Origin of the sequence: Rhizobium sp. AAP43 (assembly GCF_001296045.1) — a bacterium.
Lineage (GTDB): Bacteria > Pseudomonadota > Alphaproteobacteria > Rhizobiales > Rhizobiaceae > Allorhizobium.
This window is the reverse complement of the sequence record NZ_LJHS01000027.1, coordinates 121,182-147,220: the sequence shown is the minus strand read 5'-3', so window position 1 is coordinate 147,220 and position 26,039 is coordinate 121,182. Positions and strand designations below refer to the sequence as shown.

The following is a 26,039-nucleotide window of genomic DNA, read 5'->3' as shown; positions in this document are numbered from 1 at the left end:
ACAGATGACCATCACACAAGCCATGATACTCGCGGCCGGACTGGGTACGCGGATGCGCCCCATTACCGATACTTTGCCAAAACCCCTGGTTCGGATCGGTGGCCGCCCGATGATCGACTATGCCATCGACGCCCTGCGAGAAGCGGGCGTCGATACGCTCGTGGTCAATGTGCATCATCATGCAGAGCAGATGGAGGCTCATCTCGCAACAACATCCGACATGCGCGTGCTGATTTCCGACGAGCGCGATCGCCTGATGGATTCCGGCGGCGGCCTTGCCAAGGGGCTGAAGCTGCTCAACGCCGAGCGGCCATGCCTGGTGATGAATGCCGATCTGTTCTGGGTCGGTGACGCCTCGGGCGAAGCTTCCAACCTTGCTCGGCTCTCGCGCTTCTTCGACAGCAGCCGCATGGATATCGCCATGCTGTGCGTCGATCCGGACAAGACGACCGGCCATAACGGGAAGAACGACTTTTCGCTGGCCATGGACGGACGTCTCACACGCTATCAGGACGGCGCATCAGACCCTGTTGTTTATGCCGGGGCCCTGGCCTTGCTGCCCACGTTCCTCTCCGACGCACCAAGCGAGCCCTTCAACCTCAACCGTTATTTCGACCAGGCGAGCGAGGCCGGACGCCTCTACGGCCAAAAACTTCACGGTCACTGGCTGACCGTCGGCACGCCTGATGCGATTGAGCCCGCAGAGACTGTCGTCGCACGCCAGCGACAAAAGCCATGAATACAGGCGCACGAGGAGGCCGTCTTTTCACCATACCGCCGGGGCGGCCGTTTCTCAGCGCACTGGCGCGGGCCGTGCTCGATGGCCGGCTGATCGACAGCTATCGCCATGATCCGGAAGATCCGCTGTCACTTGCAGCTGTGACGATCCTCGTGCCGACGCGCCGTGCCGCGCGTGTCCTTCGATCTGAATTCGTCGATCTGCTGGGCGCAAGATCCGCCATTTTGCCGAACATCCGGCCGCTCGGCGAAACGGATGATGACAGCGGCTATTTCGATGCAGAAGCCCCTTCCGTCATGGACCTGGCGCCTCCCGTCAGCGGAACGGTCATGCTGCTGGAACTGGCACGCCTGATCCTTGCCTGGCGAAACCAGTTGCCCGAGATCGTCCGCTCCATCCATGCCGACACGCCGCTTGTGGCCCCCGCAAGCCCCGCTGATGCCGTCTGGCTGGCGCGCGCGCTGACCGAGCTCGTTGAAGCCGCTGAAACAGAGGGCTGCGACTGGGCCAATCTGGATACATTGGAGTCGGCTGATTTCGGCTCCTGGTGGCAACTGACACTCGCTTTCCTGAAGATCGCGACGGCCTTCTGGCCGGCCCGCTTGGAAGAGCTGGTCCGCTCGTCCCCTGCACGTCATCGCGACGCCGTGTTGCGGGCTGAGGCCGATCGCATCCGTCGGACAGGATCCGTTGGTCCCGTTATTGTCGCAGGCTCGACCGGCTCCATTCCGGCCGCTGCCGAATTGATTGCGGCAATCGCCGAGCTTGAGCAGGGCGTCGTTGTCCTCCCTGGGCTCGATCTTGACATGCCCGAGGCGGACTGGGCGAAGCTTGACGATAGGAGTTCGTTTCTCCAGAGGCCTGACCCGGCGCTACGCGGCCATCCACAATATGGATTGGCGCATCTTCTCCGGCACATGCGCATTGCGCGCGAAGACGTGGAAGCCCTTGAGCAGGCGCCAGCTGCGCTTGCGGATCGGGCAGAGATCCTGTCGCGGGCCATGGCGCCGGCCGAAGCGACCGACAATTGGAAAGCGTGGCGCGAGGCGTTCTCGACAGAACGCCTGCTGGATGCATTTGCCGATGTCAGCCTGATCGAAGCGGCGAATGAGCGCGAAGAGGCGACCGCAATAGCCATCGCCCTGCGGCTTGGGCTAAGCGCTTCGGACAATCCCGACAGCCGGGTTGCTCTGATCACCCCAGATCGTGCCCTGGCGCGACGCGTGATGGCAGAGCTTGCCCGTTTTGACATCGAGGCCGATGATTCGGCCGGCACGCCCTTGACCGGCACGCAGGCTGCAATGTTGGCGCAAGTGGTCGTAGAGGCCTGTCTGCGCCCGGGGGATCCAGTCTCCATAGTCTCCCTGATCAAGCATCCGCTGGCGCGGTTCGGTTTCGATGCGCAGACAGCGCAGCTGGCGGCCGACACGCTTGAAGTGATCGCCTTGCGCGGCGGCAACAAACCGCTCGATCTCGCAGAGATGGAAACTTTGTTCGAAGACGGACTAGTTGCGCATCTCGCTGATCGGCATCAACCCCAATGGCGACGAAGTTCCTCTCCAGAAGCACTGGAAGCCGCGCGCGCATTGGCACACAAGGTCGCGGCAGCGGTCGAACCGCTCGTTTCCGCCCTTGTCCGCAGCCCATCGGGGCGACCGATCTCCACCCGGTTCACACTGCGGGAATGGGCAGAGCGGACAGGTCGTGTGCTGGAGGCGGTCACCATCGATGAGAATGGCAGCCTGCAGGGACTCTGGGGCAGCCAGGCAGGGGACGTGTTGGCCGGCCTGCTTGGTCAGGTGCTAGAAGCTGAAGGCCAGATTGAAGCCGACGGACCTGAATGGGCCGATATCCTCGTCGCGCTGATGGCCGGTCAGGCAGTCAAGCCCCAGGCGATGCGACATCCGCGGGTCTTCATCTTCGGCACGCTGGAAGCCCGGCTGCAAAATGTCGACATGATGGTAATCGGCGGCATGAACGAGGGAAGCTGGCCGGGCCAGACCAAGAACAACCCCTTTCTCTCTCGAATCATGAAAACCGAAATCGGGCTCGAACCGCCCGAACGCCAGGTCGGCCAGGTCGCACACGACTTCCAGATGGCCTGCGGCACGCAAAAACTCATCTTTTCCCGTTCGCTTCGTGAGGGATCTGCACCAACGGTCGCTTCGCGCTGGCTTCAGAGACTGCTGGCCCTCGGCGGGCATGCACTTGAGAATGCCATGCGGCAGAGGGGCAATATCTATCGCCGCTATGCTGACCTCATCGATGAAGGCGAAAGTCAGCCGGCGGCGCAGCGCCCTGCCCCGCGACCACGGGCCGAGCTTCAGCCACGGTCCTTCAGCTTTTCCGAAGTGGGACGTTTTCGACGCGATCCATATGCGATTTATGCGCGGCGCATTCTCAAGCTCGATGCCGTGGATCCATTCAACCAGGATCCAGGTGCTGCCGAGCGCGGCACACTCTACCACCGCATCGTCGAACGGTTCGTCCGCGAGGGACATGATGCGTCACGCCTTGATGCCAGCGAGATTTTCAAGGCTCTGACAAATGAGGAATTTGATCGCGAAAAGCTGCCGCTTCACATCGATATTGTCTGGCGGCAGCGGTTTCATGAGGTCGCCCAGGCCTTTCTGACCTGGGAACGGGAACGCAAGCCGGAGATCCGCCGCTCCCTGACGGAATTGCGGGGCAGCGTGGTGCTGGAACCCGTGGGTATCACGATCAGCGGGATTGCCGACCGGATCGATCTCAAGGCTGTAGGCCGTGTCGATATCATCGACTACAAGACCGGCATCAGTCCAAGTGCTCCGCAGGCCCGGAGCCTGCTCGATCCACAGCTCGCCCTCGAGGCGGCTGCATTGATCAAGGGTGCCTTCAAACCTGTCGGTGCAGCGATCCCTGACAATCTTCTCTATGTCCGACTGCGTCCCGCAGATCGGTTTTCCGTCGATCAGGTCAACAATGAACTGGCGACCCGTGGTGACAACAAGAAGTCAGCGATCGAGCTGGCCCAGCAGGCGGTGGATGAGCTCGGCCGGTTTGTTGAAGCCCTGCAGAGCGGTGAGCGCGGCTATGTCTCGCGGTTGATCCCGGCCGAACAGAACAATTACGGCGGCGAATACGATCACCTTGCACGCGTTGCGGAATGGTCAACGGCCGAAACCGAGGAGGCCGCCGGTGACGACTGACACCTATCGCGATCATGACAGCCTGCCCGCAGACGGCGATCCGGCGCAGTGGCTCAACTGGACAACTTTGCAGCAGGCGCGCGCCTCGCATCCCGGTCAGTCTGCCTGGGTGTCTGCCAATGCCGGCTCCGGCAAGACCCATGTGCTCACTCAACGGGTCATCCGCCTGCTTCTTGCGGGCGCCCGCGCTTCGTCTATCCTCTGCCTGACCTATACAAAAGCAGCGGCATCGGAGATGTCGAACCGCGTGTTTGAGCGGCTGGCGGAATGGGCCACTCTGGACGATGCAGAGCTTGCAAAGCGTCTGGCTGCGATCGAGCAAAGGGAGCCGGATCGGGCGACGCTGGCGAAGGCCCGGCAATTGTTTGCCAAGGCATTGGAGACGCCGGGCGGTCTGAAGATCCAGACCATTCACGCCTTTTGCGAAGCCCTGCTCCATCAGTTTCCGCTGGAAGCCAATGTGGCGGGGCACTTCAGCGTTCTCGACGACAGGGCAGCAACAAGTCTTCTCGCCGAGGCCCGCCGCACACTGCTGACGGCAACCTCCAGCGAGGGGGATGTCCGTCTTGCTGACGCTTTCTCACAAGTCCTGAGCACGGCCGACGAAACAGGGCTGGAAGGCCTGCTGGCAGATGTGGTCTCGAACCGTCATGCGCTGCGACAATTCGAAAGTAAGGCGGCGGCCAGCGGCGGGATGGATGCTTCGCTTCGCAGGGCGCTTGGTATCGGGCCTTCGGAAACGGAGATCTCAAGAGCCGAGGATTACTGGCCTTTGAACGGGCTGTCAGCGGACGTCCTGCCTCATTATCTCGAATTGGCGCTCGAGAAAGGCGGCGAAAAGGTTCGCGCGACCGCAGAAGCACTCGAAAGCGCCTTCCTGGAACGCGATCCGCGTATGCGGGCGCAATTGACGGACCGCGCCTTCCTGACGGCAACAGAAACGCCCAAGGCCGATTCGTCACTGATCTCGGCTGGGATGACCAAGCTGGCACCGCAGTTGAAGGATGCGATCACTCTCGCTCGTGACCATGTGCTTCTCATGCGGGATAGATTGCGGATCTTTCGCATGTATCAGGCAACCTCGGCTGCCTTGACGCTCGCGACGCGACTCGACCGGGACTATGAAGAGCTAAAGAAGCGCCGATCGCAGCTCGATTTCGAAGATCTAATTGTCCGCACCTCGGATCTCCTAGGGAGAGGCGATGTCGGGCCATGGGTCCACTACAAGCTGGACCAAGGCATAGACCACATCCTCGTCGATGAAGCCCAGGACACCAGTCCAGTTCAGTGGTCGGTGATCCGGTCTCTACGGCAGGACTTCTTCAGCGGTCTTGGAGCTCGGCCGGTGTTGCGCACCTTCTTTGCCGTGGGTGACGAGAAGCAGTCGATCTATTCCTTCCAAGGCGCCCGGCCCGAGCAGTTCTCGCAGGAAGCCCGCCAGACCGAACGGGCCGTTCACGATGGTGGCCAGGAATTCAATACCGTCCGGCTACCGCTCTCCTTTCGTTCGACGCGGGCGGTGCTCGGCGCGGTCGATGCCGTCTTCGCGCTGCCGCAGAACAGGCGGGGTCTAAGCGCCGAAGGCGAGGCCATCGATCATCAATCCAGCCGTGTTGGGCATCCGGGTATCGTCGATGTCTGGAGCATGATTGCTGCGGAAAAGCAGGAGAAAAGCGAGGACTGGACTGCACCGTTCGATGCGACACCCGAAAGTGCGCCTTCCGCCGTTCTTGCTCGCCGTATCGCACACCGGATTTCCGAGATGGTCGGCCGGGAGACGATCATCGAGAAGGGGCGAAAACGGACTGTTCGGCCGGGTGATATCCTCGTCCTCGTCCGTAAACGTGACAGTTTCGTCAATGCGCTGACCCGCGCCCTCAAGCGACCCTACAATGTGCCGGTTGCCGGCGCTGACCGACTGAAACTGACCAGCCATATCGCTGTCCAGGACATGCTGGCGCTTGGGCGCTTTCTTCTCCTGGTGTCCGACGACCTCTCTCTCGCCGCCCTGTTAAAAAGCCCTCTCTTCAATCACAGCGAAGACGAGTTGATGGCGCTGGCCTCGGAGCGACCAGAGGGCCAGTCGCTGTGGGACAGGATGAAGGCGCTGGCCGAGGAAGAAGGATCGCCCTTCAAAACCTCGGTTCAGAAGCTCGATCACTTCCGCGAGCAATCCCGAACGCACTCCGTGCATGATTTCTATGCGCGGGTACTGGGCCTGCACGGCGGACGAAAAGCCTATCTGGGTAGGCTTGGATCCGAAGTCAGCGATATTCTCGACGAGTTCCTGGGTTTCGCTCTCGCCTTCGAGACAAGCGGCCTTCCCGGCTTCCAGTCCTTCGTATCGACCCTGGAAATCGAAGCACCGGAGGTCAAGCGCGAGCAGGACAAGGAGCGCAACGAAGTCCGGATCATGACCGTCCACGCGTCCAAGGGTCTGGAAGCGCCGATTGTCTTTCTTGTTGATGGTGGCTCCAAGCCCTTCAACGCCAATCACCTGTCAAAGCTGCGGCTGCTGGAAGACAGCGCCTATGCGGGCACACCCGTATGGGTGCCATCCAAATCTCTCGGTAATTCAATCGTTCAGGCTGATACTGACCGACGTCGCGGCCAGGCCGAGGAAGAATATCGCCGACTGCTCTATGTCGGGATGACCAGAGCCGCCGATCAGCTCGTCATTGCAGGGTATCGAGGAGTACAGGATCCCGGCGACATCTGGCATCGGATGATTTTCGAGGCACTTGAAGCAGATGAGTCCCGTGCGACCTCGGTGGAGTTCAAAGGCCCAGACGGCAATTGGACAGGCCTTCGGTGGACACTTCATGAAACCGAGAAGGACTTACCACTTGAGGAGAAGACCGCGGAGCAGGATGTCGAGAGCAGCCTGCCTGCGTCACTCTGGCGTCCGCTGCCGCCGCCGCCGCGTCTGCCCAGGCCGCTCAGTCCGTCAACCGCAGGCAGCCTTGTTATCGACGACACGCCCGAACCTCTGACCAGCTCCCCCCTTTTCACCCAGACAGAGAAGGCGGGCATTGCACTGCAAAGAGGACGGCTGGTTCACCGCATGCTGCAAAACCTGCCCAGCGTTGCGATCGAAGATCGCCTTGAGGCTGCGCAACGCTACGCTGAGCGCGCAGCACGTTACTGGCCATCAGCAGAGAGGTTTCGTCTTGTCGAGACCGTGATGAAAGTGCTCGAAGACAGCGCGCTTGCGCCACTCTTTTCAGCCCCAAGCGAGCCCGAAGTATCTGTCATGGGCACAATTGACCTGAACGGTGAACCGCGCGCTGTGTCGGGCCGGATTGACCGAATGGCCGTGCTGGCGGATCGCGTTATCATCGCGGACTACAAGACCAATCGGCAACCACCCGATAGCGCGGATATGGCACCCCTTTCCCACCGCGTGCAGCTCGCCATCTACCGGGACATTCTCAAACCGCTCTATCCTCAAAAGAGGATCGAATGCTGGCTTGTCTATACCGAAACGGGCACCCTTCTCCGCCTTGATGACGCGGTGCTGAGCCGCTCCCTTGCCGAGATCGCGGTGTCGTGAGATACGGCATATTGAAATGAATGCCGCCCGGCATCACATAAGTGCCAAGTTCAATTCAAAGGAGAGCCCTATGGCTACCGTAAAAGTCGATAACTCCAACTTCCAGGCCGAGGTTCTCAACGCATCCGAGCCTGTCGTTGTGGATTTTTGGGCCGAGTGGTGCGGTCCGTGCAAGATGATCGCCCCGAGCCTTGAGGAAATCTCGAACGAACTCGCGGGCAAGGTGAAGATCGTCAAGCTCAACATCGATGAAAACCCTGAACTGGCCGCTCAGTTCGGTGTCCGTTCGATCCCGACGCTCGCCGTCTTCAAGGGTGGTGAAGTCGCCGACATCAAGGTGGGTGCCGCACCGAAGACCGCTCTGTCGAGCTGGATTGCCGGCGCTGCCTGATCAAAGTTTTTGATCTTGAATTGAGAAGCCCGGCTTTCGCCGGGCTTTTTCATGTCGGGATGGTGCCGTTTTCGGCAAGAACATTGCCTGCGAGATAAAGCGATCCACCGATCAGGATCCTCGGGGGTCTTCCGTCTGTCGTCGCGGCCGCAATTGCTGACAATGCCTCGACGACAGAGCTTGCTGGCCGTGCCTTCAAGCCCGCTTCTGCGGCCGATTGTGCAAGCGCGACGGGGTCTAGCCCGACATCCGATCCTTCGATCGGCACCGTATAAACGGCCTGCACAATATCCACAAATGCGCGGAAGAAGCCGATTGGATCCTTGGTGTTGATCATCCCGGCGATGAGATAGAGAGGACGCGGCTGACGTTCTTCCATCGCCGCCATCGCCTCGGCAAGCACTTCGCCAGCGCCCGGATTATGACCGCCGTCGAGCCAGATCTCACTGCCGACCGGAGCCTTTGCGACGATTTCTCCTTCAGACAGTCGCTGCAGACGACCGGGCCAGACCACGGTTTGCATCGCCTGGGTCGCTGTCTGATCGGTAACGGGGAAGCCCGCCGCCTTCACGGCACGAATAGCCGTCGCTGCATTGCCGATCTGATGGCGACCGGGCAGACGCGGTAACGGGAGATCCATCAGTCCGAACTCATCCTGGTAGACCATTCGGCCGAATTCTTCGTAGGCCAGAAAATCCTGTCCGTAGACGGCCGTCGGACAGGACAGGCGCTCAGCTGTTGAGATCAGAACATCGCGGGCGCCTTCAAACTCCTGATGGCCAATGACCACCGGCGCCTTGCGCTTGATGATGCCACCCTTTTCGGCAGCAATCAGTTCCACGCGATCCCCGAGATAAGCCTGGTGATCGAGTGAGATCGGCTGGATGACGCAGACGGCCGGATTCTCGATGACATTGGTGGCATCAAACCGGCCACCGAGACCAACCTCGAGAATAACGACATCAGCCGGCTGTTCGGAAAAGAGAATGAACGTCACCGCCGTCAGAATCTCGAAGACGGTGATCGACTGGCCGGCATTTGCTTCGGCAACACGACGCAAGGCGTCGGCAAACAAGGCATCCTCGACGATCTGGCCCTGCCCGCCCTTTACCCCGATCCGATAGCGCTCGTGCCAGCGGACCAGATGGGGGGAGGTGTGCACATGCACGGCAAGGCCTTGAGCCTCAAGAAGTGCACGACAAAAGGCTGTCGCTGAACCCTTGCCGTTCGTGCCGGCAACATGGATAACCGGTGGCAACCGCAGATGCGGATTGCCAAGAACGGCCAGAAGCCGCCGGATCCGATCCAGTGACAGGTCATACCCCTTAGGATGCAGCCCCAGGAGCTTCTCGATCTCGGCCTCGGCCAGGCTCGCCATTGGGGCTGTCATCGTCATAGGTACCGGAAATAGGATCTGCGTGCGGGAGCGATCAGGCCGAGACCGCAACGGCAGCGGCCGGCGCGGCCACAGCGAGCGTGTCCGCCGGACGTTTCGTCATGATCTTTAGGACGCGCGCGAGCGTGTCGGGGATATCGTGACGCTTCACCACCATGTCGACCATGCCATGCTCGAGGAGGTATTCCGACGTCTGGAAACCCTCGGGCAGCTTTTCGCGAATGGTCTGTTCGATGACGCGCTTGCCGGCGAAGCAGATTTCAGCACCCGGTTCGGCAATATGCAGGTCGCCCAGCATAGCATAGGACGCGGTTACGCCACCGGTTGTCGGGTTGGTCAGTACGACGATATAGGGAAGGCCCGCTTCTTTCAGCATGTCGACGGCAACCGTGGTGCGCGGCAACTGCATCAAAGACAGGATGCCCTCCTGCATGCGCGCGCCACCTGAGGCAGGGAACATGACCAGCGGGCATTTCTCCTTGATGGCGCGTTCGAACGCCTTCACGATCGCCTCGCCGGCAGCGATGCCCAGCGATCCGCCCATGAAGTTGAACTCGTGCACCACAGCGACAAGCTTCAGTCCCTGGACCGATCCAACGGCGGCCAGAATGGTGTCTTCCTGCTCGGTCTTCAGACGGCTGTCGCGAAGACGATCGGTGTATTTCTTCGAATCGCGGAACTTCAGCGGATCTTGTGCCACCTTGGGCTGCGGCAAGGATTCAAACTGGCCGTTGTCGAATAGATCGACAAGGCGGTCACGAGCCGGCATCTTCATGTGATAGCCGGAGGCGGGGATGACCCACTTGTTTTCTTCCAGGTCCTTGTGGAAGACCATTTCACCCGTTTCAGGGCACTTGATCCAGAGGTTCTCCGGAACTTCGCGACGGCCCAGCATGGAATTGATGCGCGGGCGCACATAGTTGGTGATCCAGTTCACGCGGTGTACTCCTGACTTTTTCAGCCTATTTGGGAATTCTATTCGGCGGCAGCAAGGCGTGCGCTGCGAACGCCGCTCGACAAACCGCGGACCAGCGTGACAACGGCCTGGACCGTGTCTGCATTGGCCTTCCCATCAGCAGTGAGATTTGTGGCAACCTGATTGACGATTGCCGTTCCGACGACAACGCCGTCAGCATTCGCGCCGATCAGTCGGGCGTGCTCGGCGGTTTTCACGCCAAAGCCAACGCAGATCGGAAGATTTGTATGTGCCTTGATCCGCTGAACGGCACCGGCCACACGCGACGGATCCGGCAAGGACGAACCTGTGATCCCGTTCATCGAAACATAATAGACGAAGCCGGAGGTATTCTCGAGCACCTTCGGCAAGCGCTTGTCGTCTGTGGTCGGTGTGGCCAGACGGACGAAATTGATGTCGCGGCTGCGGGCCGGGATGCACAACTCATCATCCATTTCCGGCGGCAGATCGACAACGATCAGGCCATCGATCCCAGCGGCCAGGGCATCATCGAGGAAGCGCTCGACGCCATAGATGTAGATCGGATTGTAATATCCCATAAGGACGATTGGCGTATCCTGATCTGCCTTGCGGAATTCGCGAGCCAGATCGAGCGTCTTTGCCAAGGTCTGGCCTGCCTTTAAGGCACGCTGGCCGGCGAGCTGAATTGCAGGGCCATCAGCCATGGGATCGGAAAAGGGCATGCCCAGCTCGATCACGTCAGATCCCGCGGCCGGGAGCGCCTTCATGATCTCAAGAGAGGTCGCATAATCCGGATCGCCACCCATGAAATAGGTAACGAGTGCCGGGCGGCCTTCAGCCTTCAAGTCGGCAAAACGTTTGTCCATGCGCGCTGTCATGATCAGAGCCCCATTCCAAGAATTTTGCCGACGGTGAAGATATCCTTGTCGCCGCGGCCGCAGAGATTCATCACGATGATCTGGTCCTTGCGCATTGTCGGCGCACGCTTGATGACTTCCGCAAGAGCATGGCTCGGCTCAAGAGCTGGAATGATGCCTTCGGTGCGGGTTAGAAGCTGGAAGGCGGCGAGCGCCTCGTCGTCCTTGATCGGCACATATTCGACCCGGCCCATGTCCTTCAGCCAGGAATGCTCGGGACCAATTCCCGGATAGTCGAGACCCGCAGAGATGGAATGGCCTTCCTTGATCTGGCCGTCCGAATCCTGAAGCAGATAGGTGCGGTTGCCATGCAGCACGCCCGGCGAACCAGCCGTCAATGATGCGCAGTGCTCTTCACCCTCAAGCCCCTTGCCGCCCGCTTCGACGCCCACGATGCGGACGCTGTCGTCATCGAGGAAGGGATGGAAGAGGCCGATAGCATTCGAGCCACCGCCGACGGCGGCGATCAGCATGTCGGGAAGACGACCTTCTGCGGCCAGCATCTGTTCGCGGGTCTCGCGACCGATAACCGACTGGAAGTCGCGGACCATTTCCGGATAGGGGTGCGGGCCGGCCGCCGTGCCAATCATGTAATAGGTGTCATCGACATTGGTGACCCAGTCGCGTAGGGCCTCGTTCATTGCGTCCTTCAATGTGCCGTGACCAGCGGTCACCGGCTTCACTTCGGCGCCCAGAAGCTTCATGCGGAAAACGTTTGGAGCCTGACGCTCCACATCCGTTGCGCCCATGTAGACGACGCAAGGAATGCCAAAGCGCGCTGCCACGGTGGCAGATGCCACGCCGTGCTGGCCGGCGCCGGTTTCCGCGATGATGCGGGTCTTGCCCATACGCTTGGCCAGCAAGATCTGACCGAGGCAATTGTTGATCTTGTGCGAACCGGTGTGATTGAGCTCGTCGCGCTTGAAATAGATCTTCGCGCCACCCAGCTCTTCTGTCAGCCTTTCGGCGAAATAGAGCGGGCTAGGACGGCCGGTATAGTGCTTGTTGAGATGCGCCAGTTCAGCCTGGAAGGTCTCATCGGTCTTCGCCTTTTCCCACTCTGCCTGCAAATCGAGGATCAGCGGCATCAAGGTTTCAGCGACAAAGCGCCCGCCAAAAATGCCGAAACGGCCATCTTCATCTGGCCCTTCACGGAAGGAATTGGGTTTCGGTGACTGGTTCACTTGACGCTCCCTGATAACGTCCCTTGCCGAGAGGCTTCGGCAAGGGCCGCGAAAAACTCGTCCATCAACTGCAGATCTTTCACACCCGGGGCGCTCTCCACTCCGGACGAGACGTCGACGGCGCGCGCTCCGGTCTCGGCAAGCGCCTCGGCGATGTTATCCTTGTTCAATCCACCGGAAAGCATGTAATCCACACCTTCGTCAAGCGAGCGCAACAGGCTCCAATCGAAGGTCACCCCGTTGCCCCCGGGCAAATCCGAACCAACAGGCGGCTTTGCATCGAAGAGAAAACGGTCTGCAATTCCAATATAGGGCTCTATGCGCCTCAGATCATCGACATCGCGAACGGAAAATGCCTTCATGATCGGAAGTCCGGTCACAGCCTTCACAGTTAGAAGGCGCTCGGGCGTTTCCTTGCCATGGAATTGCAGGATATCCGGACGCATCAATGCGATGATCTCATCAAGGTCATCATTATCGGCATCGACCGTGACGGCGACGGTCTTGACCCGTCCCCTCACCCGGTCGGCAAGTTTTCCGGCGAGGTCAGGCTCGATGTGCCGAGGGCTCTTCTCGAAGAAGATGAAGCCAATATGGCTCGCGCCACGTTCAGCAGCGCGATCGACCGCCTCCGGCGTTGTTAATCCGCAGATCTTTATATCGGGTCTCATGGCAGCGAAGTCGCACGAAATCAAAAAAGAGTCGAGCCAAATTGCGACAGCGGCTGATTGGTCGCGGTTCTCAAGCGAAATCGATGGCGTGAAGCGCCGAGCCATGCCGCTTAAGCCATGCCTTGGCTTCATCCATTCCCGGACATAGATCCTTGCAAAGCGCCCAGAAGGCGGGACCATGGTTCATCTCGCGCAGATGCGCGACTTCATGGGCGGCTAGATAATCGATCACCGCAGGCGGGGCCATAACGATACGCCAGGAAAAACTCAGCTTCCCATCCCAGGAACACGAGCCCCAGCGGCTGCGGGTATCCTTGAGGGAAATGCTTCGCACCGGCTTTCCGACCCGGGCCGCATGGAGCGCAACAAGTGCTTCGAGATCCTTGCGCGCTTCCTTTTTCAGGAAATCCGCAATCCGCCGGGATAGGTGCTCCTCTGCACCACTGACGCTCAGGATATGGCCAAGTTCGCTGTCGATCGAGCGGGTCAGCCCGCGGATCTCTCCCGTATGCACAATACGGTGGCTGACACCGCGCAGTAGGATCTCACCGCCATCCTCGACCACACCACCGTGCTTCTGGCGCTTTAACCGGTTGCTCAGCCAACCTTGATACCGGTCGAGAAAATCCGCGATGTCGCGCTCGCGAAGGCCCGGCGGTATCGTCATCTTGAGCGAGCGCCCACCCGGCTCAATCCTCAGCGTGATGCGTGTGGCCCGACTGTTCTTTCGGATCGTGAGAGGGATCGAGCGTCCGTCAACCGAAACCATACGTTCCAGCTGTAGTGCCGGTGTTCGAGTTGGTGCGAGCTTTTTGAGCAGTGGAAACATGTCTGGTTTCTAGCCGATTCGCCGCTTGGCAAGACATAAAAAAGACCGGCGCGTAAGGCGCCGGTCTAGCTACTGTGTCGAACCGCGACCAATCAATAGTCGGTTTGTGTTTTCGGCGGGGTCACTTCACCTGTCGCCTTAGGTTCATGGCGGTGGCGCATGAAGCGATCGAACTCTTCCTGATCCTTCGCGCGGCGCAGTTCGCGGGCGTAGGTATCGAACTCGGCGCGCATCTCATCGAGCCGGCGACGCTCTTCATCAAGGCGCTTGAGCTCAGTCTCGCGCCAATCGTCAAACGCGACATTGCCGGTTGTCGAGGCGAAGGGGCCGGAGGTGCGGGCTCCACGGTACCATGCAAAAGCATCGTCTGCCTTGCGGTTGGCATCACGCTTGAAGGTCTGAAACTTTTCGCCGAACAGGATGTAGGCAAGCATTGCCAGACCCAGCGGCCAAAAGACGACGAAGCCCAACACCATCAGAGCGACAGTAGCCGGAGTCCAATCCGGCCGGAGCAGTGCTGACTGGTTCATTATCCATTCCTCTTACAGGGCGGAAATGCCCGTGATCCGATGTGGGAAAGGGCAGGCCCAGGTTCAAGAATGGATAGGATGCAATCGGGGAAGCGCCTGAGAGAACTGGTTTAATTCAGACCTCCCTGAATTGCTCAGCCCGCTTTACCCCCGCGTATCACGCGCTTTACCGGATTGGCTGCGGCTGTCTTTGCTCGCTTCGAGTGGGTCTTTGCGAACTGGATGATGCGCGGTGCGATCTCGCGGCGGAAGCGCGAGCCATTGAATACGCCATAGTGGCCGACATCCGGCTGTACGTAGTGCGCCCGCATATGGTCCGGAATGTTCGTGCAGATCGTCTGCGCGGCATGGGTCTGACCGACACCGGAAATGTCGTCGTTCTCTCCCTCGACCGTCAACAACGCAACATTTTTGATTGCCGCAGTGTCGACGCGCTTCTCGCGGTGCATCATCTCGCCCTTTGGCAGAGCGTGCTTGATGAAAACCGTATCGACGGTCTGGAGATAGAACTCGGCAGTCAAGTCCATGACGGCAAGATACTCGTCATAGAAGTCACGATGCTTTTCAGCGGAGTCCCCATCGTTCTTGATGAGGTGCCCATAGAATTCCTTGTGTGCGATCATATGCCTATCAAGGTTCATCGACATGAAACCGGAGAGCTGCAGGAAGCCTGGATAGACATTGCGCATGAAGCCTGGCTGCGGCCATGGCACCTGCATGATCACATTGTCGCGGAACCATTCAAGCGGACGATCCTGGGCGAGCTGGTTGACTGCCGTCGGATTGATGCGCGTGTCGATAGGCCCACCCATCAGGGTCATGGATGCGGGAGCACAGACATCATTATCTGCTTCCATCACCGCCACGGCCGCGAGAACCGGCACTGATGGCTGACATACGGCCACGACGTGGGTATCAGGCCCAAGGTGATGCAGCATTTCGATGACATAGTCGACGTAATCATCCAGATCGAAATCGCCGTCGGTGACAGGCACCATCCGCGCGTCAATCCAATCCGTGATGTACACATCGGCGCTCTGGATCAAAGCCTCGACGGTGCCGCGCAGAAGCGTGGCATAATGTCCGGACATCGGAGCGACGATCAGTATACGGGGTCCCTTGTCGGCGCCCGCCGGAAGGTCACGTTTGAAATGAATGAGGTCACAGAAAGGACGGCGCCATACGGTCTCTTCATGAACAGCTGTCGATTCACCATCGACATTTGTGAATGGCAGCCCAAACGATGGCTTGCCATAGCGGCGCGTCATCCGCTCGAAGACCTCGAAACCAGCGGCAAAGGTCCGACCGACCGCTGTATGGGACCAAGGATTGAGCGGATTTTTCCAGGCGAGGTTCATGGCGTCGGCCGTAGCGCGAAACGGAGCCATGACGGCATGATTGAGTTCATAGAGTTGATAGAACATCGTGTGACCTCGGTCCGTATGGACGAACTTGCTTTGTTTGCAACAGAGTATCAGAGTTTTTGCGCTGCAAAAGCCCCGGAGGCGGGCATATGTTCTGTGCCTCAGTGATCATGAGATTATCCGAGAAAGCTTAAGAACAATCTCTGTCCGGCTTGTGGAGGAAAACGCGTCAGAGTGCCTTTCGTTGCCCCCTCCCCATTCTATTGGTTTCCGCTATGTCTAGGCGGTCAACCACAATAATGGGGCCCTTATGACGACCGCCAATAACCGCCACTCACAATACGACATCGATCCAATGTTCCTGCAGCGCTGGTCGCCAAGAGCCTTCGACGGCCAGCCGATGCCGAAGGAGGATCTGCTGGCAATACTGGACGCTGCTCATTGGGCGCCTTCTGCCTCTAACTCCCAGCCTTGGCGGTTTGTCTATGCCCAAAGAAACACTGCGGAGTTTGATCGGATGCTCGGCCTGTTGATCGATTTCAATCAGGATTGGGCCAAGGCTGCGTCAGCCCTTGTCTTCGTGTTCTCGCAGAAACTCGCCACGGCAGATGATGGGTCCCTGTCAAAACCGATCCGGAACCACAGCTTTGATACCGGCACCGCCTGGGGTTATCTCGCCCTTCAGTCCTTGAAGTCGGGATATTTTGCACACGGGATGACGGGGGTACACTTCGAGCGTGTTAGCGCAGAGCTTGCCGCGCCGGAGGAATACCATTTCGAGGCTGCCGTCGCTATTGGCAGGCTGGGGAACAAGGATGATCTGTCCGAGAAGCTTCGCGAGCGCGAAATTCCGAATAACCGCAAGCCGCTATCAGAAATCGCGTTCGAGGGTTCGTTCTGAGCTTCGGGCATTAAGGGTTTCACGTGAATCAGATTAACCATGATTCACGTGAAACCATTGTAAAAGATAAAGGCCGCTTTCGCGGCCTTTATGCAGTCTCAGATGTCGAGGTTGGCAACGCTCAATGCGTTTTCCTGAATGAACTCACGTCGAGGCTCGACCTCATCCCCCATCAATCTTGAGAAGAGACCATCCGCATCAGTCGCATCGTTGACGCGGACCTGGAGCAGTGAACGGACGTTCGGGTCCAGCGTGGTTTCCCAGAGCTGCTCGGCATTCATCTCGCCAAGGCCCTTATAGCGCTGCATGGAAAGACCCTTCCGGCCAGCCGTGAAGATCTGATCGAGAAGCGCACGGGGTCCAGAAATTTCTGTCCGGCCATCCTTGCGAGCCAGAACCGGTGGTTCGGAATAGATGTCACGCAGTCTCGCCGACATTTGATCCATATGGCGTGCATCTGCGGAGCCGATCAGCGCGACATCGACGGAGGCCAGTTCCTTTACGCCACGAACCATACGTTCAAAGCGCAAGCCGCCCTCGTCCGTGACAAAGCCCTGCCAACCTCGCTCCGTTTCTTCCGCAATCATGTCGAGACGGCGTGCGACGTTCGCGGCAGTCTCTTCCGCTTTTGCACGGTTCTCGGTGAGATCTGGGTGAAGTGCACCTGCAATCGCTGCCTGCTCGATGACATTCCGGTTATAGCGAGAGTGCAGACCGTCGATCAAAGAGCGGAGCCGGAGCGCGTCGGCTATCACATCGCGCAGATCCTGGCCTGCGCGCACCTCGCCATTGGTGAGCGTCAGCGTCGCTTCTTCAAGCCCCATGGTGATGAGGTAATCCTCTAGGGCTTTCTCGTCCTTGAGGTACTGAACCGACTTGCCGCGCGAAACCTTATAAAGCGGCGGCTGGGCAATGTAGAGGTGGCCGCGCTCGATGAGTTCCGGCATCTGACGGAAGAAGAAGGTCAACAGCAGCGTCCGAATATGAGCTCCGTCGACGTCAGCATCCGTCATGATGATGATCTTGTGGTAGCGCAGCTTGTCTGCGTTGAACTCATCCTTGCCGATCGAGGTACCGAGCGCGGTAATCAGGGTGCCGATTTCCTGGCTGGACAGCATCTTGTCGAAACGTGCACGCTCGACGTTCAGGATCTTACCGCGCAGCGGCAGGATGGCCTGGCTTTCACGGGAACGTCCCTGCTTGGCCGATCCGCCTGCTGAGTCACCCTCGACGAGGAAGAGTTCGGACTTTGCCGGATCACGTTCCGAGCAATCGGCAAGCTTGCCGGGCAATGATGCAATATCGAGCGCTCCCTTGCGGCGGGTGAGTTCGCGGGCTTTGCGGGCAGCTTCACGCGCGATTGCCGCTTCCACGACCTTTCCGACGAGAACCTTGGCCTGCGTCGGATGCTCCTCAAACCAGGTGCTCAGAGCTTCGCTGACCAGATTTTCGACGACGGGGCGCACTTCAGACGAAACGAGCTTGTCCTTGGTCTGCGACGAGAACTTCGGGTCCGGTACCTTTACCGACAGTACAGCCGTCAGGCCCTCGCGGCAGTCTTCACCCTGCAATGAGACCTTTTCCTTTTTCAGGATGCCGGACGTATCTGCGTAGGATGTAACCTGGCGGGTCAAGGCGGCGCGGAAGCCTGCCATGTGGGTGCCGCCATCGCGCTGCGGAATGTTGTTGGTGAAGCACAGGACGTTTTCGTGATAGCTGTCGTTCCACCACAGGGCCACTTCAACCGTGATCCCATCCTTCTCGCCACGGATGGCAACAGGCTTGTCGACCAATGGCTTCTTGGCCCGATCGAGATACCGGACAAAGGCCTCGAGGCCGCCGTCATATAGCAATTCTTCCTGGCGGATGTCGGACTTGCGCCTGTCGGTCAAAACGATGCGCACACCTGAATTCAGAAACGCCAGCTCGCGCAGACGGTGTTCCAACGTGTTGTAGTCGAACTCCGTCTTGGTGAAGGTTTCCGCGCTGGGCAGAAAAGTAAGCTCGGTTCCGGAACGCCCTTCATATTCACCGGTGACCCTCAGCGGTGAATCGGGGACGCCATGCGTGAAGCTCATCTCATGGATCTTCCCGACACGACGAATCTTGAGGCTGAGCTTGACAGAAAGGGCGTTCACGACCGACACGCCAACGCCGTGCAGGCCGCCCGATACCTTGTAGGAATTCTGGTCGAACTTACCGCCCGCATGGAGCTGGGTCATGATGACTTCGGCAGCCGATACACCCTCACCCGTATGGATATCGGTCGGGATACCACGACCGTTGTCCGTTACGGTGACAGAACCGTCAGCGTTGATCGAAACAGTCACCAGATCCGCATGCCCGGCCAAAGCTTCATCGATCGCGTTGTCAACGACTTCGTAGACCATATGATGCAGGCCAGATCCGTCGTCGGTATCGCCGATATACATGCCCGGCCGCTTACGGACAGCGTCGAGCCCCTTCAATACCTTGATCGAATCCGCGCCGTATTCGGCCGGTGCACCATTATCCGTGGTCGGCAAGTCGGTCATTCAGCAAATCTTTCCAATCGGTCTCCGAAGCTTTAGCATGACGCGAATCAGGCCGCTTCGAGCTCACGACTATAGGTGTTTTGGCTAGAGTTCCAAAGGCGCGCGCGCCGTTTGTCGTGGATAGACAAAGCATTCAAGCCCCTTCAGGACCGTTTTTTGCCTTTGTCCAGCACCATCTGCAATTCTTCTATCACGTCGGGTGACAGGTGGCGAATCACCTTGGCCAGTTCATTGGCGAAAGCGGTGTATTCGGCGCTCATTCCGGCAGTATCGATGACAACGCGCGGATCAGACAGGCCGGCCGCGGCGAAGAGCTCCTCGGCTTCATCCCATATGACATTGAAGTAGCCGGCCACACGCTGCAGAAAATCAAAGTTCGGCAGGCCGCGCTTGCCGTGCTCGAGTGCCGACAGATAGGCCGCAGACACGCCAAGCGCCGCAGCCATCTCTTTTTGCGAAACACCCTTGCCGTTGCGCAATGCGCGCAGAGCTTCGCCGAAGGGCGTCATCGTGGGTCCTGCCCCTTGCGCGACAGGCGGACATAGAGCGCTCCATCGCCACCGTGTTTGCGCGCAGCGGGCTCGTAGGACGAAATGAGAAAGCGGAATTCCGGGAGCGAAAACCAGAGCGGGACTGCTCTCTTCAACGCGCCCTCGCTGCCGAACGAACTTCCCTTACCTGTGATGACAAGAACATGACGTAGTCCACGCTCATGGGCGCGCATCAGAAAATCGAGAAGCATGCCATGCGCGTCGCTCTGAAAGAGTCCATGCAGATCGATACGGGCCTCCAGTGCCAGGTGGCCTCGGGAAATCTTGCGCTTGACGGGGCGCTCGAGCGGATGATGTCGATGGGCATCGGGCTTTCGATCGACTTCGGGGGTCTGCAGCGCCGTTGACGACATAGCCGTTTTCTGGAAGGCGGGCGGTGCAGGATTCTCAAGAATCCTGTCTTCCTGGAACTGATCGTCAAACGCGAGCAGATCTTCCATCCGTCCCGGCAGCGGCCTGGTCGAACGAGCAACCTTGCCCCAAAGGACACGATCCTCGCCTTTCAGTTTTGAACCCGAGCCACTCACAGGAACCTCTCAGCCGCTTCCTTCGGGCAGAATATATAAAAATCTGCCGCATTGCGCACAGCACCGGCAAGATCGCCCGCCTCGTCACCCGAGCCCGTAAAGATATCGCCTCGCGCGGGGCCAACAATCGCAGAACCAGTGTCCAAGGCCAACATCAGGCGGGCGAAGCTCTTTCCCGCGTCCAGCCGAGTAAGCCCCTCAGCTGCTATAAAGAAGGGGAAACCGAACGTGTGGATCTGACGGTCAACCGCAAGTGAGCGTCCGGCGATCAGCGGCACCTTCGCGGCTGCGATCGGCCCACGAGACAGATCATCAACATCAGCGTCGCGGAAAAAGATATAGGAGCGGTTATGCCAGAGGATCTCGTCCATGCGATCTGGATGAGCGTCGAGCCAAGCTCTGATCGACTGCATCGAGATCTCGGCCTCCGGGATTTCACCGAGATCAATCAGTTTGCGCCCGATCGGCGAAAACGGGTGGCCGGCCTTGGCAGCATAGGTGATGCGTCTGACGTGGCCGTCGGGATAACGCAGACGCGCTGCGCCCTGGACATGGGTAAAGAAGACGTCGACGCGAGAACGTGCCCAAGCGATCTCAAGACCACGATCTTCAAGATATCCGCGATCGATCGCCTCACGGTCCGGATAGACAGAGATGGCGTCCACGGTTCGCTGTCCGAAGACGTATGAATTATCGAGATCCGTCGGTCGATTGGTCGCGTCTAGATCGATGAGATCAGCGGGCCTGCGATAGAAAGGATAGCGATAGACCCCGTCAGGGCAATCGGAGACAGCCACCTCCGGCTCATAAAAGGCCGTGACCAGACCGCGGACATTGTCGTTCGGGACAATCCGCATTGGGACGCAATGTTGCTCAAAAAAATGACGGGCGTCATCTGGCCCGTCTGGCAATCGTTGGACTGCCGCCAGCAACAGGGGGCGGAGGTCATCAGTGGTCAGGCCAAGCGATCCCGCACGATAGGCTTTGACCTGTTCGATATGGGCCAGGCAATCGGCCATCGCTGGCCACAGCAGAGACGGATCGTCATTCTGCCAGCCTGGCATGTCGACAAAGGAGACAGGCTCCAGGCTGAAATTCCGACCGTTGGCGCTCATTGTTCAGCTTCGGTCGCAACCAGTTTCCAGTTCGGATCGCGCGAGCGAACATCACGCGCGAAGGTCCAGACATCGTTTACTTCAGCGACCAATTCGGCATCACCGTCAATCAGCTTGTTGTCCCTGTCATAGGTTGCTGTGATCAGTTGGCAGACGATCCGGATCGTGATCTGCTCCTCGTTATCGCGAACCGAAGCATGGGTGATTTCTGCCTTCTCAATTCCCACGAAGGTCGACTTGACCACTTCTCCCCGGCTCTCACGCTCGGCAATGGCACTTTCAAAACCCTCAAGGACTTCCCGGGACAGCAGACCCTTCAGGGTCTTGCGATCGCCATCGGCATAAGCCATCACGATCATCTCGTAGGCGATCTTTGCACCATTGAGAAATTCCTTCGGGTTAAAGCCAGCATCGTGACGCAGCAATTCCCGCAGTTGATCATTCAGGGCAGAGCCCGCAGGCGTATAGCTATCGATCAGGGCGAAGCGCTCTTCAGCCGACTGCTCTTCGCGTCGGGGCAGAGTGACAACCTTGCCGTCATCTGCCGCAGGTCCCTTCGACAGATCTCGTTGGGTGAACGGATCAACCGGCGGCTTTTCATGACCGGTTCGACGGCCCAGCACGCTGCGCAGCTGAAAAAAGATCAGCACCGCCGCGACCAGGAAGAACAGAGTGACAAAATCGCTAGACCCCATGAAGACCGCCAGTTTGATTGAATTCGCTTTTTCAGCTTCCCATATAGTCTTGACGGGACAATCATTCAAACGTCGTAACGCATTCTTTGCCACCGGCCGGCTTGATGTTGCGATAATCCGGATCAAAAAGCTGTTTGGAGCCGCCGATGCGCCTTCCTCTGGTGCTCTTTGTTTTAGCACCCCTCTTCGAAATTGCAGGCTTCGTCCTTGTCGGCAGCGCCATCGGCGTCCTGCCAACGCTTGGTCTTGTCATTCTATCTGCCATGTTGGGCTTCGCTCTCTTGCGCATCCAGGGGGCTGGGATCTTGCAGCGGCTCCAGGATGAAGCAAAACGCGGGGTTGATCCGGGCCGGCAGCTGGTTCACGCAGCACTTCTCGTCGTCGCTGCCGTCCTGCTGATCATTCCGGGTTTCCTGGGCGACATCATAGGCCTTCTTCTTTTCATCCCAGTCGTCCGCGATCTCGCCTGGCGTCTGGTCCGCCCACGCGTCATCGTTCGTGGTGGCTTTACCCGAGCCAGCGGGTTCTCGCACCCAACGGCAGACGGCAATGTCGTCGATCTTGATGCTGACGAGTACCGCACCGAAACTCGGACAGACACACCATGGCGCGGACCACGGATCGGCAAAGATTAGGCCTCTGGCAGACAAAGGCCCAAGGGTTGTAAGGCGAAGGTGCAAATGTTAGATGGCCTAAGCATTCATCTTCGAGGACACGCCCTATGGCAGACAACAATCAGGGAACGACTTCTCCGTCCCTCAATATCCTTGCTCAGTACATCAAAGATTTCTCGTTTGAGAATCCTGGCGCGCCGCGTTCGCTTCAGGCTCGCGACAAGGCACCGGCGATCAACATCAATGTCAACGTCAATGCCAATCCGCTGTCGGACAATGATTTTGACGTTGTCCTGACGCTGAGTGCCGAAGCCAAGGATGGCGACAAGGTCGTTTTCGTCACCGAGCTTGTCTATGGCGGCGTCTTCCGCATTACTGGTTTCCCGCAGGAGCACATGCTTCCGGTTCTCTTCATCGAGTGCCCGCGCCTGCTCTTCCCCTTCGCTCGCCAGATCATCGCCGACGCAAGCCGCAATGGTGGCTTCCCGCCACTGATGATCGACCCGATCGATTTCGCCCAGATGTTTGCCCAGCGCGTGGCAGAAGAACAGGGCCGTTCGAAGCAGGCCGTGCCGAACTGAAATTTAGGCTCTCACAGACTGAAAAGGGTCCCGAGGGACCCTTTTTTTATGCCGTGTATCTGGACCAGATCGCCTTCTCACCAAGTCGTGCGACGAGAGCCGCGTGCCCCCTGGCTTCTTCTTCCGAAATCCGTGCGGCAAGCGGACGAGGACGTTCGTAGGAAAACTCGACCAGTTCGGTGGTTTCCGTCTTTTCGGTCTGGCGTGTGTCGACACTGCCAAATCCAAGTGCTGCCTGCCTGCCGCCGAGCATCTCGATATAGACTTCCGCCAAGAGCTCGGAGTCGAGCAGGGCGCCGTGCTTCGTGCGGTGCGAGTTATCGATGCCATAGCGCCGGCAGAGCGCATCGAGCGAATTGGGGCCCATCGGGTGTTTCCGCCGGGCAAGCGACAATGTATCCACGACCAGCTCCGGCGCCACAGGCGGCAGACCCAAGCGATCAAACTCGGCATTGATAAAGCCGATATCGAAGTTCGCATTGTGGGCGACCCATTTCGCACCATCGAAAAATGCCTGCATGTCGGCAACGATGTCGGCGAAGCTCGGTTTGTCCTTCAGAAAGTCATCGGTTATGCCATGGACGGCCAACGCATCCGGATGAACCTTGCGATCACCGGGATTGATATAGACGTGGAACGTCCGTCCCGTGGGGAAGTGGTTGAGCAGTTCGAGCCCGCCGATTTCGATGACACGATCGACCTTGTTTTCGAGGCCCGTTGTTTCCGTATCGAAGACGATTTCACGCATGGGGGGTTTCCGTTTGCCGGTTACGCAATTGCTCAAGCAGGACTCGCACTTGTTGGCGTGCAGCGTCAATGCCCTGCCCCGTATCCACGACGAAGTCAGCGCGTGCCCGCTTCTCAGCATCGGGAACTTGTCTTGAAAGGATAAGCTCGAATTTCTCAGGCGTCATTCCAGTCCGTGCAAGGACGCGCTCGCGCTGAATTGCAGCCTCACAGCTGACCACGACAACCACATCCACGCGTTTCTCGCCACCAGTCTCGAACAGGAGCGGAATATCGAGGAGCACAATCTCAGTTCCCAATGCCCGATGGCGGGAGAGAAACTCAGTTTCCCTTGCCCTGACCAGCGGATGAACGATGGCTTCGAGTGTGGCAAAGTTAGCCGGATTCTGAGCCAGCGCTGCACTGAGCTTCGCGCGATCCACGACACCATCTGAAACAGTGCCTGGAAATGCCAGGCCAACGGGTTCAACGGCTGCTCCTTGATAGAGATCATGAACGACTTGATCGGCATCATTCACAGGCACGCCCTCTTCGGCAAACAGTTTTGCCGTGGTCGACTTTCCCATTCCGATTGAGCCGGTCAGTCCGATGATGATCATCAGTGGTGCCCAATGTCGTCGAGGATCACTTGCCGCAAATCGTCCGTCACCTGCGGTCTTTGTCCAAACCACTTTTCAAAGCCAGGGACTGCCTGATGCAGCAGCATGCCAAGGCCATCCACTGTTCTGAGGCCAACTTCTTCCGCCTGCCGCATGAATTCTGTCTTGAGTGGCACATACACAATGTCGGTTACGAGGGCGCCGTCGACCATCCGGTCAAATGGCAAAACAGGCACCGGGCTGCCGTCCATCCCAAGAGATGACGTGTTGACGAAAAGCCCTGCTCCGGCCAGCAACTCTGGCAAGGCTTCAAGTGCATGCGCCTCGATGGGAGCCCCAAACCGATCTGCCAATTCCTTTGCCCGATCGACCGTGCGGTTAACGACGTGAATTTGCGAAAGGCCTCTCTCTCGCAAGCCATGGAGAATTGCCCGGCTCGCTCCGCCGGCTCCCAGTACGACTGCTCGTCCGCATTTATCCCAACCGGGATCGCCTGCATCGAGGTTTGCCAGAAAACCCTCAGCGTCCGTGTTCGTCGCATGCAAAATGCCATCCTCTAACCAGAGGGTGTTTGCAGCACCGATCTCCTCGGCGATGGGATCAACAACATCGGCAAGACCGATCGCCGCTTCCTTATGCGGGATGGTCACGTTGCCGCCCCGATATCCTCTCGCACCCGTTTTCAGGTCTTGGATAAAGGCGGGAAACTCGTGGGGTGTAACCGCGACTTTTTCATAGCGCCCTGCCAGGGTTAGCGTGCGCAGCCAATAGCCATGAATGAGCGGAGAGCGGGAATGAGAAATCGGATAGCCGGCGACAAATGCCTGGGGTCCGATTGTTTCACGTGAATCATTCATGGTTAACACCCAGTTTACGCAAAGCGTCGAGAAGCGGTAGCAGAGGCAGTCCCAACACGGTGAAGTAATCACCTTCTATCTTGTCGAACAGCTGCACCCCCTCACCCTCAAGTTGGTAGCAGCCAACACTCGACAGGATCTTGTCACCAGCCTGATCAAGGTAAGCGTCTAGAAACTGCTCTGAGAAAGCACGAACGTGCATAGACGCCACGCCTACATGAGACCAAAGGACTTCATCATTGCGAACGAGGCAAACGGCGCTGTTCAGATGATGAGCAGCCGCCCTCAACGACAGGAGTATCTCTCGCGCCTCCGAAACGTCTTTGGCTTTATGAAAAATCCGCTCACCCAGAGACATGGTCTGATCGCAGCCAATAACGATTGCGTCCGGATGTCGTTCGGACACGTCGCGCGCTTTCGCGATTGCAAGATGCAGAGCAACGTCCTCTGGACCGCGCTGAGTTGGGGGAAGAGCCTCTTCCACCTCCCGTTCGTTAATCTGCGCGCCCTCGACAGCAAACTGTAATCCAGCATTGATCAACAGCATGCGCCGAGCAGCACTACCGGAAGCGAGGACAAGAGAGACTGTCATGGTGGACCTCAAATACGGACGCTTTGG

24 protein-coding genes are annotated in these 26,039 nt (G+C 58.6%); 7 read left to right on the top strand and 17 right to left on the bottom strand.

What is annotated here, in order from left to right:
- Nucleotides 1–4 precede the first annotated feature (4 nt).
- The 4 genes from IP76_RS16100 to trxA all read left to right on the top strand — a co-directional run bounded on the left by IP76_RS16100 (nt 5) and on the right by trxA (nt 7,871).
- On the top strand, nt 5–739 hold the full coding sequence (locus IP76_RS16100; RefSeq protein ID WP_054159238.1) for a nucleotidyltransferase family protein: 735 nt from the start codon (nt 5–7) through the stop codon (nt 737–739).
- Nucleotides 736–3,927 carry a double-strand break repair protein AddB gene (addB, locus tag IP76_RS16095; protein WP_054159237.1) on the top strand — a complete coding sequence of 1,064 codons (3,192 nt, stop codon included), beginning with the start codon at nt 736–738 and terminating at the stop codon, nt 3,925–3,927. The genes IP76_RS16100 and addB overlap by 4 nt, the downstream gene beginning before the upstream one ends.
- Complete coding sequence (addA, locus tag IP76_RS16090; RefSeq protein WP_054159236.1) at nt 3,917–7,480, top strand: double-strand break repair helicase AddA; 3,564 nt, start codon at nt 3,917–3,919, stop codon at nt 7,478–7,480. The genes addB and addA overlap by 11 nt, the downstream gene beginning before the upstream one ends.
- 70 nt (nt 7,481–7,550) lie before the next feature.
- Nucleotides 7,551–7,871 (top strand): thioredoxin, encoded by a 321-nt coding sequence (gene trxA / locus IP76_RS16085; RefSeq protein WP_054159235.1) that lies wholly within the window; start codon nt 7,551–7,553, stop codon nt 7,869–7,871.
- 49 nt (nt 7,872–7,920) lie between these two features.
- On the opposite strand, the gene IP76_RS16080 is transcribed toward trxA, so the two are convergent.
- The 8 genes from IP76_RS16080 to IP76_RS16045 all read right to left on the bottom strand — a co-directional run bounded on the left by IP76_RS16080 (nt 7,921) and on the right by IP76_RS16045 (nt 15,759).
- Nucleotides 7,921–9,261, bottom strand: coding sequence for a folylpolyglutamate synthase/dihydrofolate synthase family protein (locus tag IP76_RS16080; protein ID WP_054159285.1), 1,341 nt, complete (start codon nt 9,259–9,261; stop codon nt 7,921–7,923).
- A 40-nt stretch (nt 9,262–9,301) separates the two neighbouring features.
- The gene (gene accD / locus IP76_RS16075) at nt 9,302–10,204 is read right to left on the bottom strand and encodes an acetyl-CoA carboxylase, carboxyltransferase subunit beta (RefSeq protein WP_054159234.1); all 903 of its coding nucleotides are present in this window, start codon (nt 10,202–10,204) and stop codon (nt 9,302–9,304) included.
- A gap of 38 nt (nt 10,205–10,242) precedes the next feature.
- Nucleotides 10,243–11,082, bottom strand: a complete 840-nt coding sequence (trpA, locus tag IP76_RS16070; protein WP_054159233.1) for a tryptophan synthase subunit alpha — start codon at nt 11,080–11,082, stop codon at nt 10,243–10,245.
- 2 nt (nt 11,083–11,084) lie between these two features.
- Entirely contained in the window at nt 11,085–12,305 is a 1,221-nt protein-coding gene (gene trpB / locus IP76_RS16065) for a tryptophan synthase subunit beta (RefSeq protein ID WP_054159232.1), read from the bottom strand.
- Nucleotides 12,302–12,976, bottom strand: a complete 675-nt coding sequence (locus tag IP76_RS16060) for a phosphoribosylanthranilate isomerase (RefSeq protein ID WP_054159284.1) — start codon at nt 12,974–12,976, stop codon at nt 12,302–12,304. The genes trpB and IP76_RS16060 overlap by 4 nt, the downstream gene beginning before the upstream one ends.
- A gap of 70 nt (nt 12,977–13,046) precedes the next feature.
- A complete protein-coding gene (locus IP76_RS16055; RefSeq protein ID WP_054159231.1) occupies nt 13,047–13,805 on the bottom strand; it encodes a M48 family metallopeptidase in 759 nt (252 codons plus the stop codon).
- A gap of 92 nt (nt 13,806–13,897) precedes the next feature.
- A complete protein-coding gene (locus IP76_RS16050; protein ID WP_054159230.1) occupies nt 13,898–14,335 on the bottom strand; it encodes a DUF2852 domain-containing protein in 438 nt (145 codons plus the stop codon).
- Nucleotides 14,336–14,469: 134 nt separating this feature from the next.
- Entirely contained in the window at nt 14,470–15,759 is a 1,290-nt protein-coding gene (locus IP76_RS16045) for a polyhydroxyalkanoate depolymerase (protein WP_054159229.1), read from the bottom strand.
- Nucleotides 15,760–16,009: 250 nt separating this feature from the next.
- Here IP76_RS16045 and IP76_RS16040 point away from each other — a divergent pair, with 250 nt between their 5' ends.
- Complete coding sequence (locus tag IP76_RS16040) at nt 16,010–16,600, top strand: nitroreductase family protein (protein WP_054159228.1); 591 nt, start codon at nt 16,010–16,012, stop codon at nt 16,598–16,600.
- Between the two features lie 98 nt (nt 16,601–16,698).
- Here IP76_RS16040 and gyrB read toward each other — a convergent pair whose 3' ends face one another.
- The 5 genes from gyrB to IP76_RS16015 all read right to left on the bottom strand — a co-directional run bounded on the left by gyrB (nt 16,699) and on the right by IP76_RS16015 (nt 22,022).
- Nucleotides 16,699–19,134: a DNA topoisomerase (ATP-hydrolyzing) subunit B gene (gene gyrB, locus IP76_RS16035; protein ID WP_054159227.1), complete on the bottom strand. Its 2,436-nt coding sequence runs from the start codon at nt 19,132–19,134 to the stop codon at nt 16,699–16,701.
- Nucleotides 19,135–19,277: 143 nt separating this feature from the next.
- Entirely contained in the window at nt 19,278–19,643 is a 366-nt protein-coding gene (locus IP76_RS16030) for a helix-turn-helix domain-containing protein (protein WP_054159226.1), read from the bottom strand.
- Nucleotides 19,640–20,212, bottom strand: coding sequence for a Smr/MutS family protein (locus IP76_RS16025; protein WP_054159225.1), 573 nt, complete (start codon nt 20,210–20,212; stop codon nt 19,640–19,642). Before IP76_RS16025 ends, IP76_RS16030 begins: the two co-directional genes overlap by 4 nt.
- Nucleotides 20,209–21,327, bottom strand: a complete 1,119-nt coding sequence (locus IP76_RS16020; RefSeq protein WP_054159224.1) for a murein transglycosylase A — start codon at nt 21,325–21,327, stop codon at nt 20,209–20,211. The genes IP76_RS16025 and IP76_RS16020 overlap by 4 nt, the downstream gene beginning before the upstream one ends.
- Nucleotides 21,324–22,022: a Tim44/TimA family putative adaptor protein gene (locus IP76_RS16015; protein WP_054159223.1), complete on the bottom strand. Its 699-nt coding sequence runs from the start codon at nt 22,020–22,022 to the stop codon at nt 21,324–21,326. Before IP76_RS16015 ends, IP76_RS16020 begins: the two co-directional genes overlap by 4 nt.
- 146 nt (nt 22,023–22,168) lie before the next feature.
- Here IP76_RS16015 and IP76_RS16010 point away from each other — a divergent pair, with 146 nt between their 5' ends.
- Both IP76_RS16010 and secB read left to right on the top strand, forming a co-directional pair.
- The gene (locus tag IP76_RS16010; protein ID WP_054159283.1) at nt 22,169–22,657 is read left to right on the top strand and encodes an FxsA family protein; all 489 of its coding nucleotides are present in this window, start codon (nt 22,169–22,171) and stop codon (nt 22,655–22,657) included.
- Between the two features lie 86 nt (nt 22,658–22,743).
- Nucleotides 22,744–23,217 carry a protein-export chaperone SecB gene (gene secB, locus IP76_RS16005; RefSeq protein WP_054159222.1) on the top strand — a complete coding sequence of 158 codons (474 nt, stop codon included), beginning with the start codon at nt 22,744–22,746 and terminating at the stop codon, nt 23,215–23,217.
- Between the two features lie 46 nt (nt 23,218–23,263).
- Here the strand turns inward: secB and dnaQ are convergent, their stop codons facing one another.
- Genes dnaQ through IP76_RS15985 form a run of 4 tightly spaced genes read right to left on the bottom strand, consistent with a single transcriptional unit; the run spans nt 23,264 to nt 26,012 of the window.
- On the bottom strand, nt 23,264–23,965 hold the full coding sequence (gene dnaQ / locus IP76_RS16000; protein ID WP_054159221.1) for a DNA polymerase III subunit epsilon: 702 nt from the start codon (nt 23,963–23,965) through the stop codon (nt 23,264–23,266).
- Complete coding sequence (gene coaE, locus IP76_RS15995) at nt 23,958–24,563, bottom strand: dephospho-CoA kinase (RefSeq protein ID WP_054159220.1); 606 nt, start codon at nt 24,561–24,563, stop codon at nt 23,958–23,960. Before coaE ends, dnaQ begins: the two co-directional genes overlap by 8 nt.
- Entirely contained in the window at nt 24,563–25,420 is an 858-nt protein-coding gene (locus IP76_RS15990; RefSeq protein ID WP_054159219.1) for a shikimate dehydrogenase, read from the bottom strand. The genes coaE and IP76_RS15990 overlap by 1 nt, the downstream gene beginning before the upstream one ends.
- Nucleotides 25,413–26,012 carry a Maf-like protein gene (locus tag IP76_RS15985; RefSeq protein WP_054159218.1) on the bottom strand — a complete coding sequence of 200 codons (600 nt, stop codon included), beginning with the start codon at nt 26,010–26,012 and terminating at the stop codon, nt 25,413–25,415. The genes IP76_RS15990 and IP76_RS15985 overlap by 8 nt, the downstream gene beginning before the upstream one ends.
- Nucleotides 26,013–26,039 lie beyond the last annotated feature (27 nt).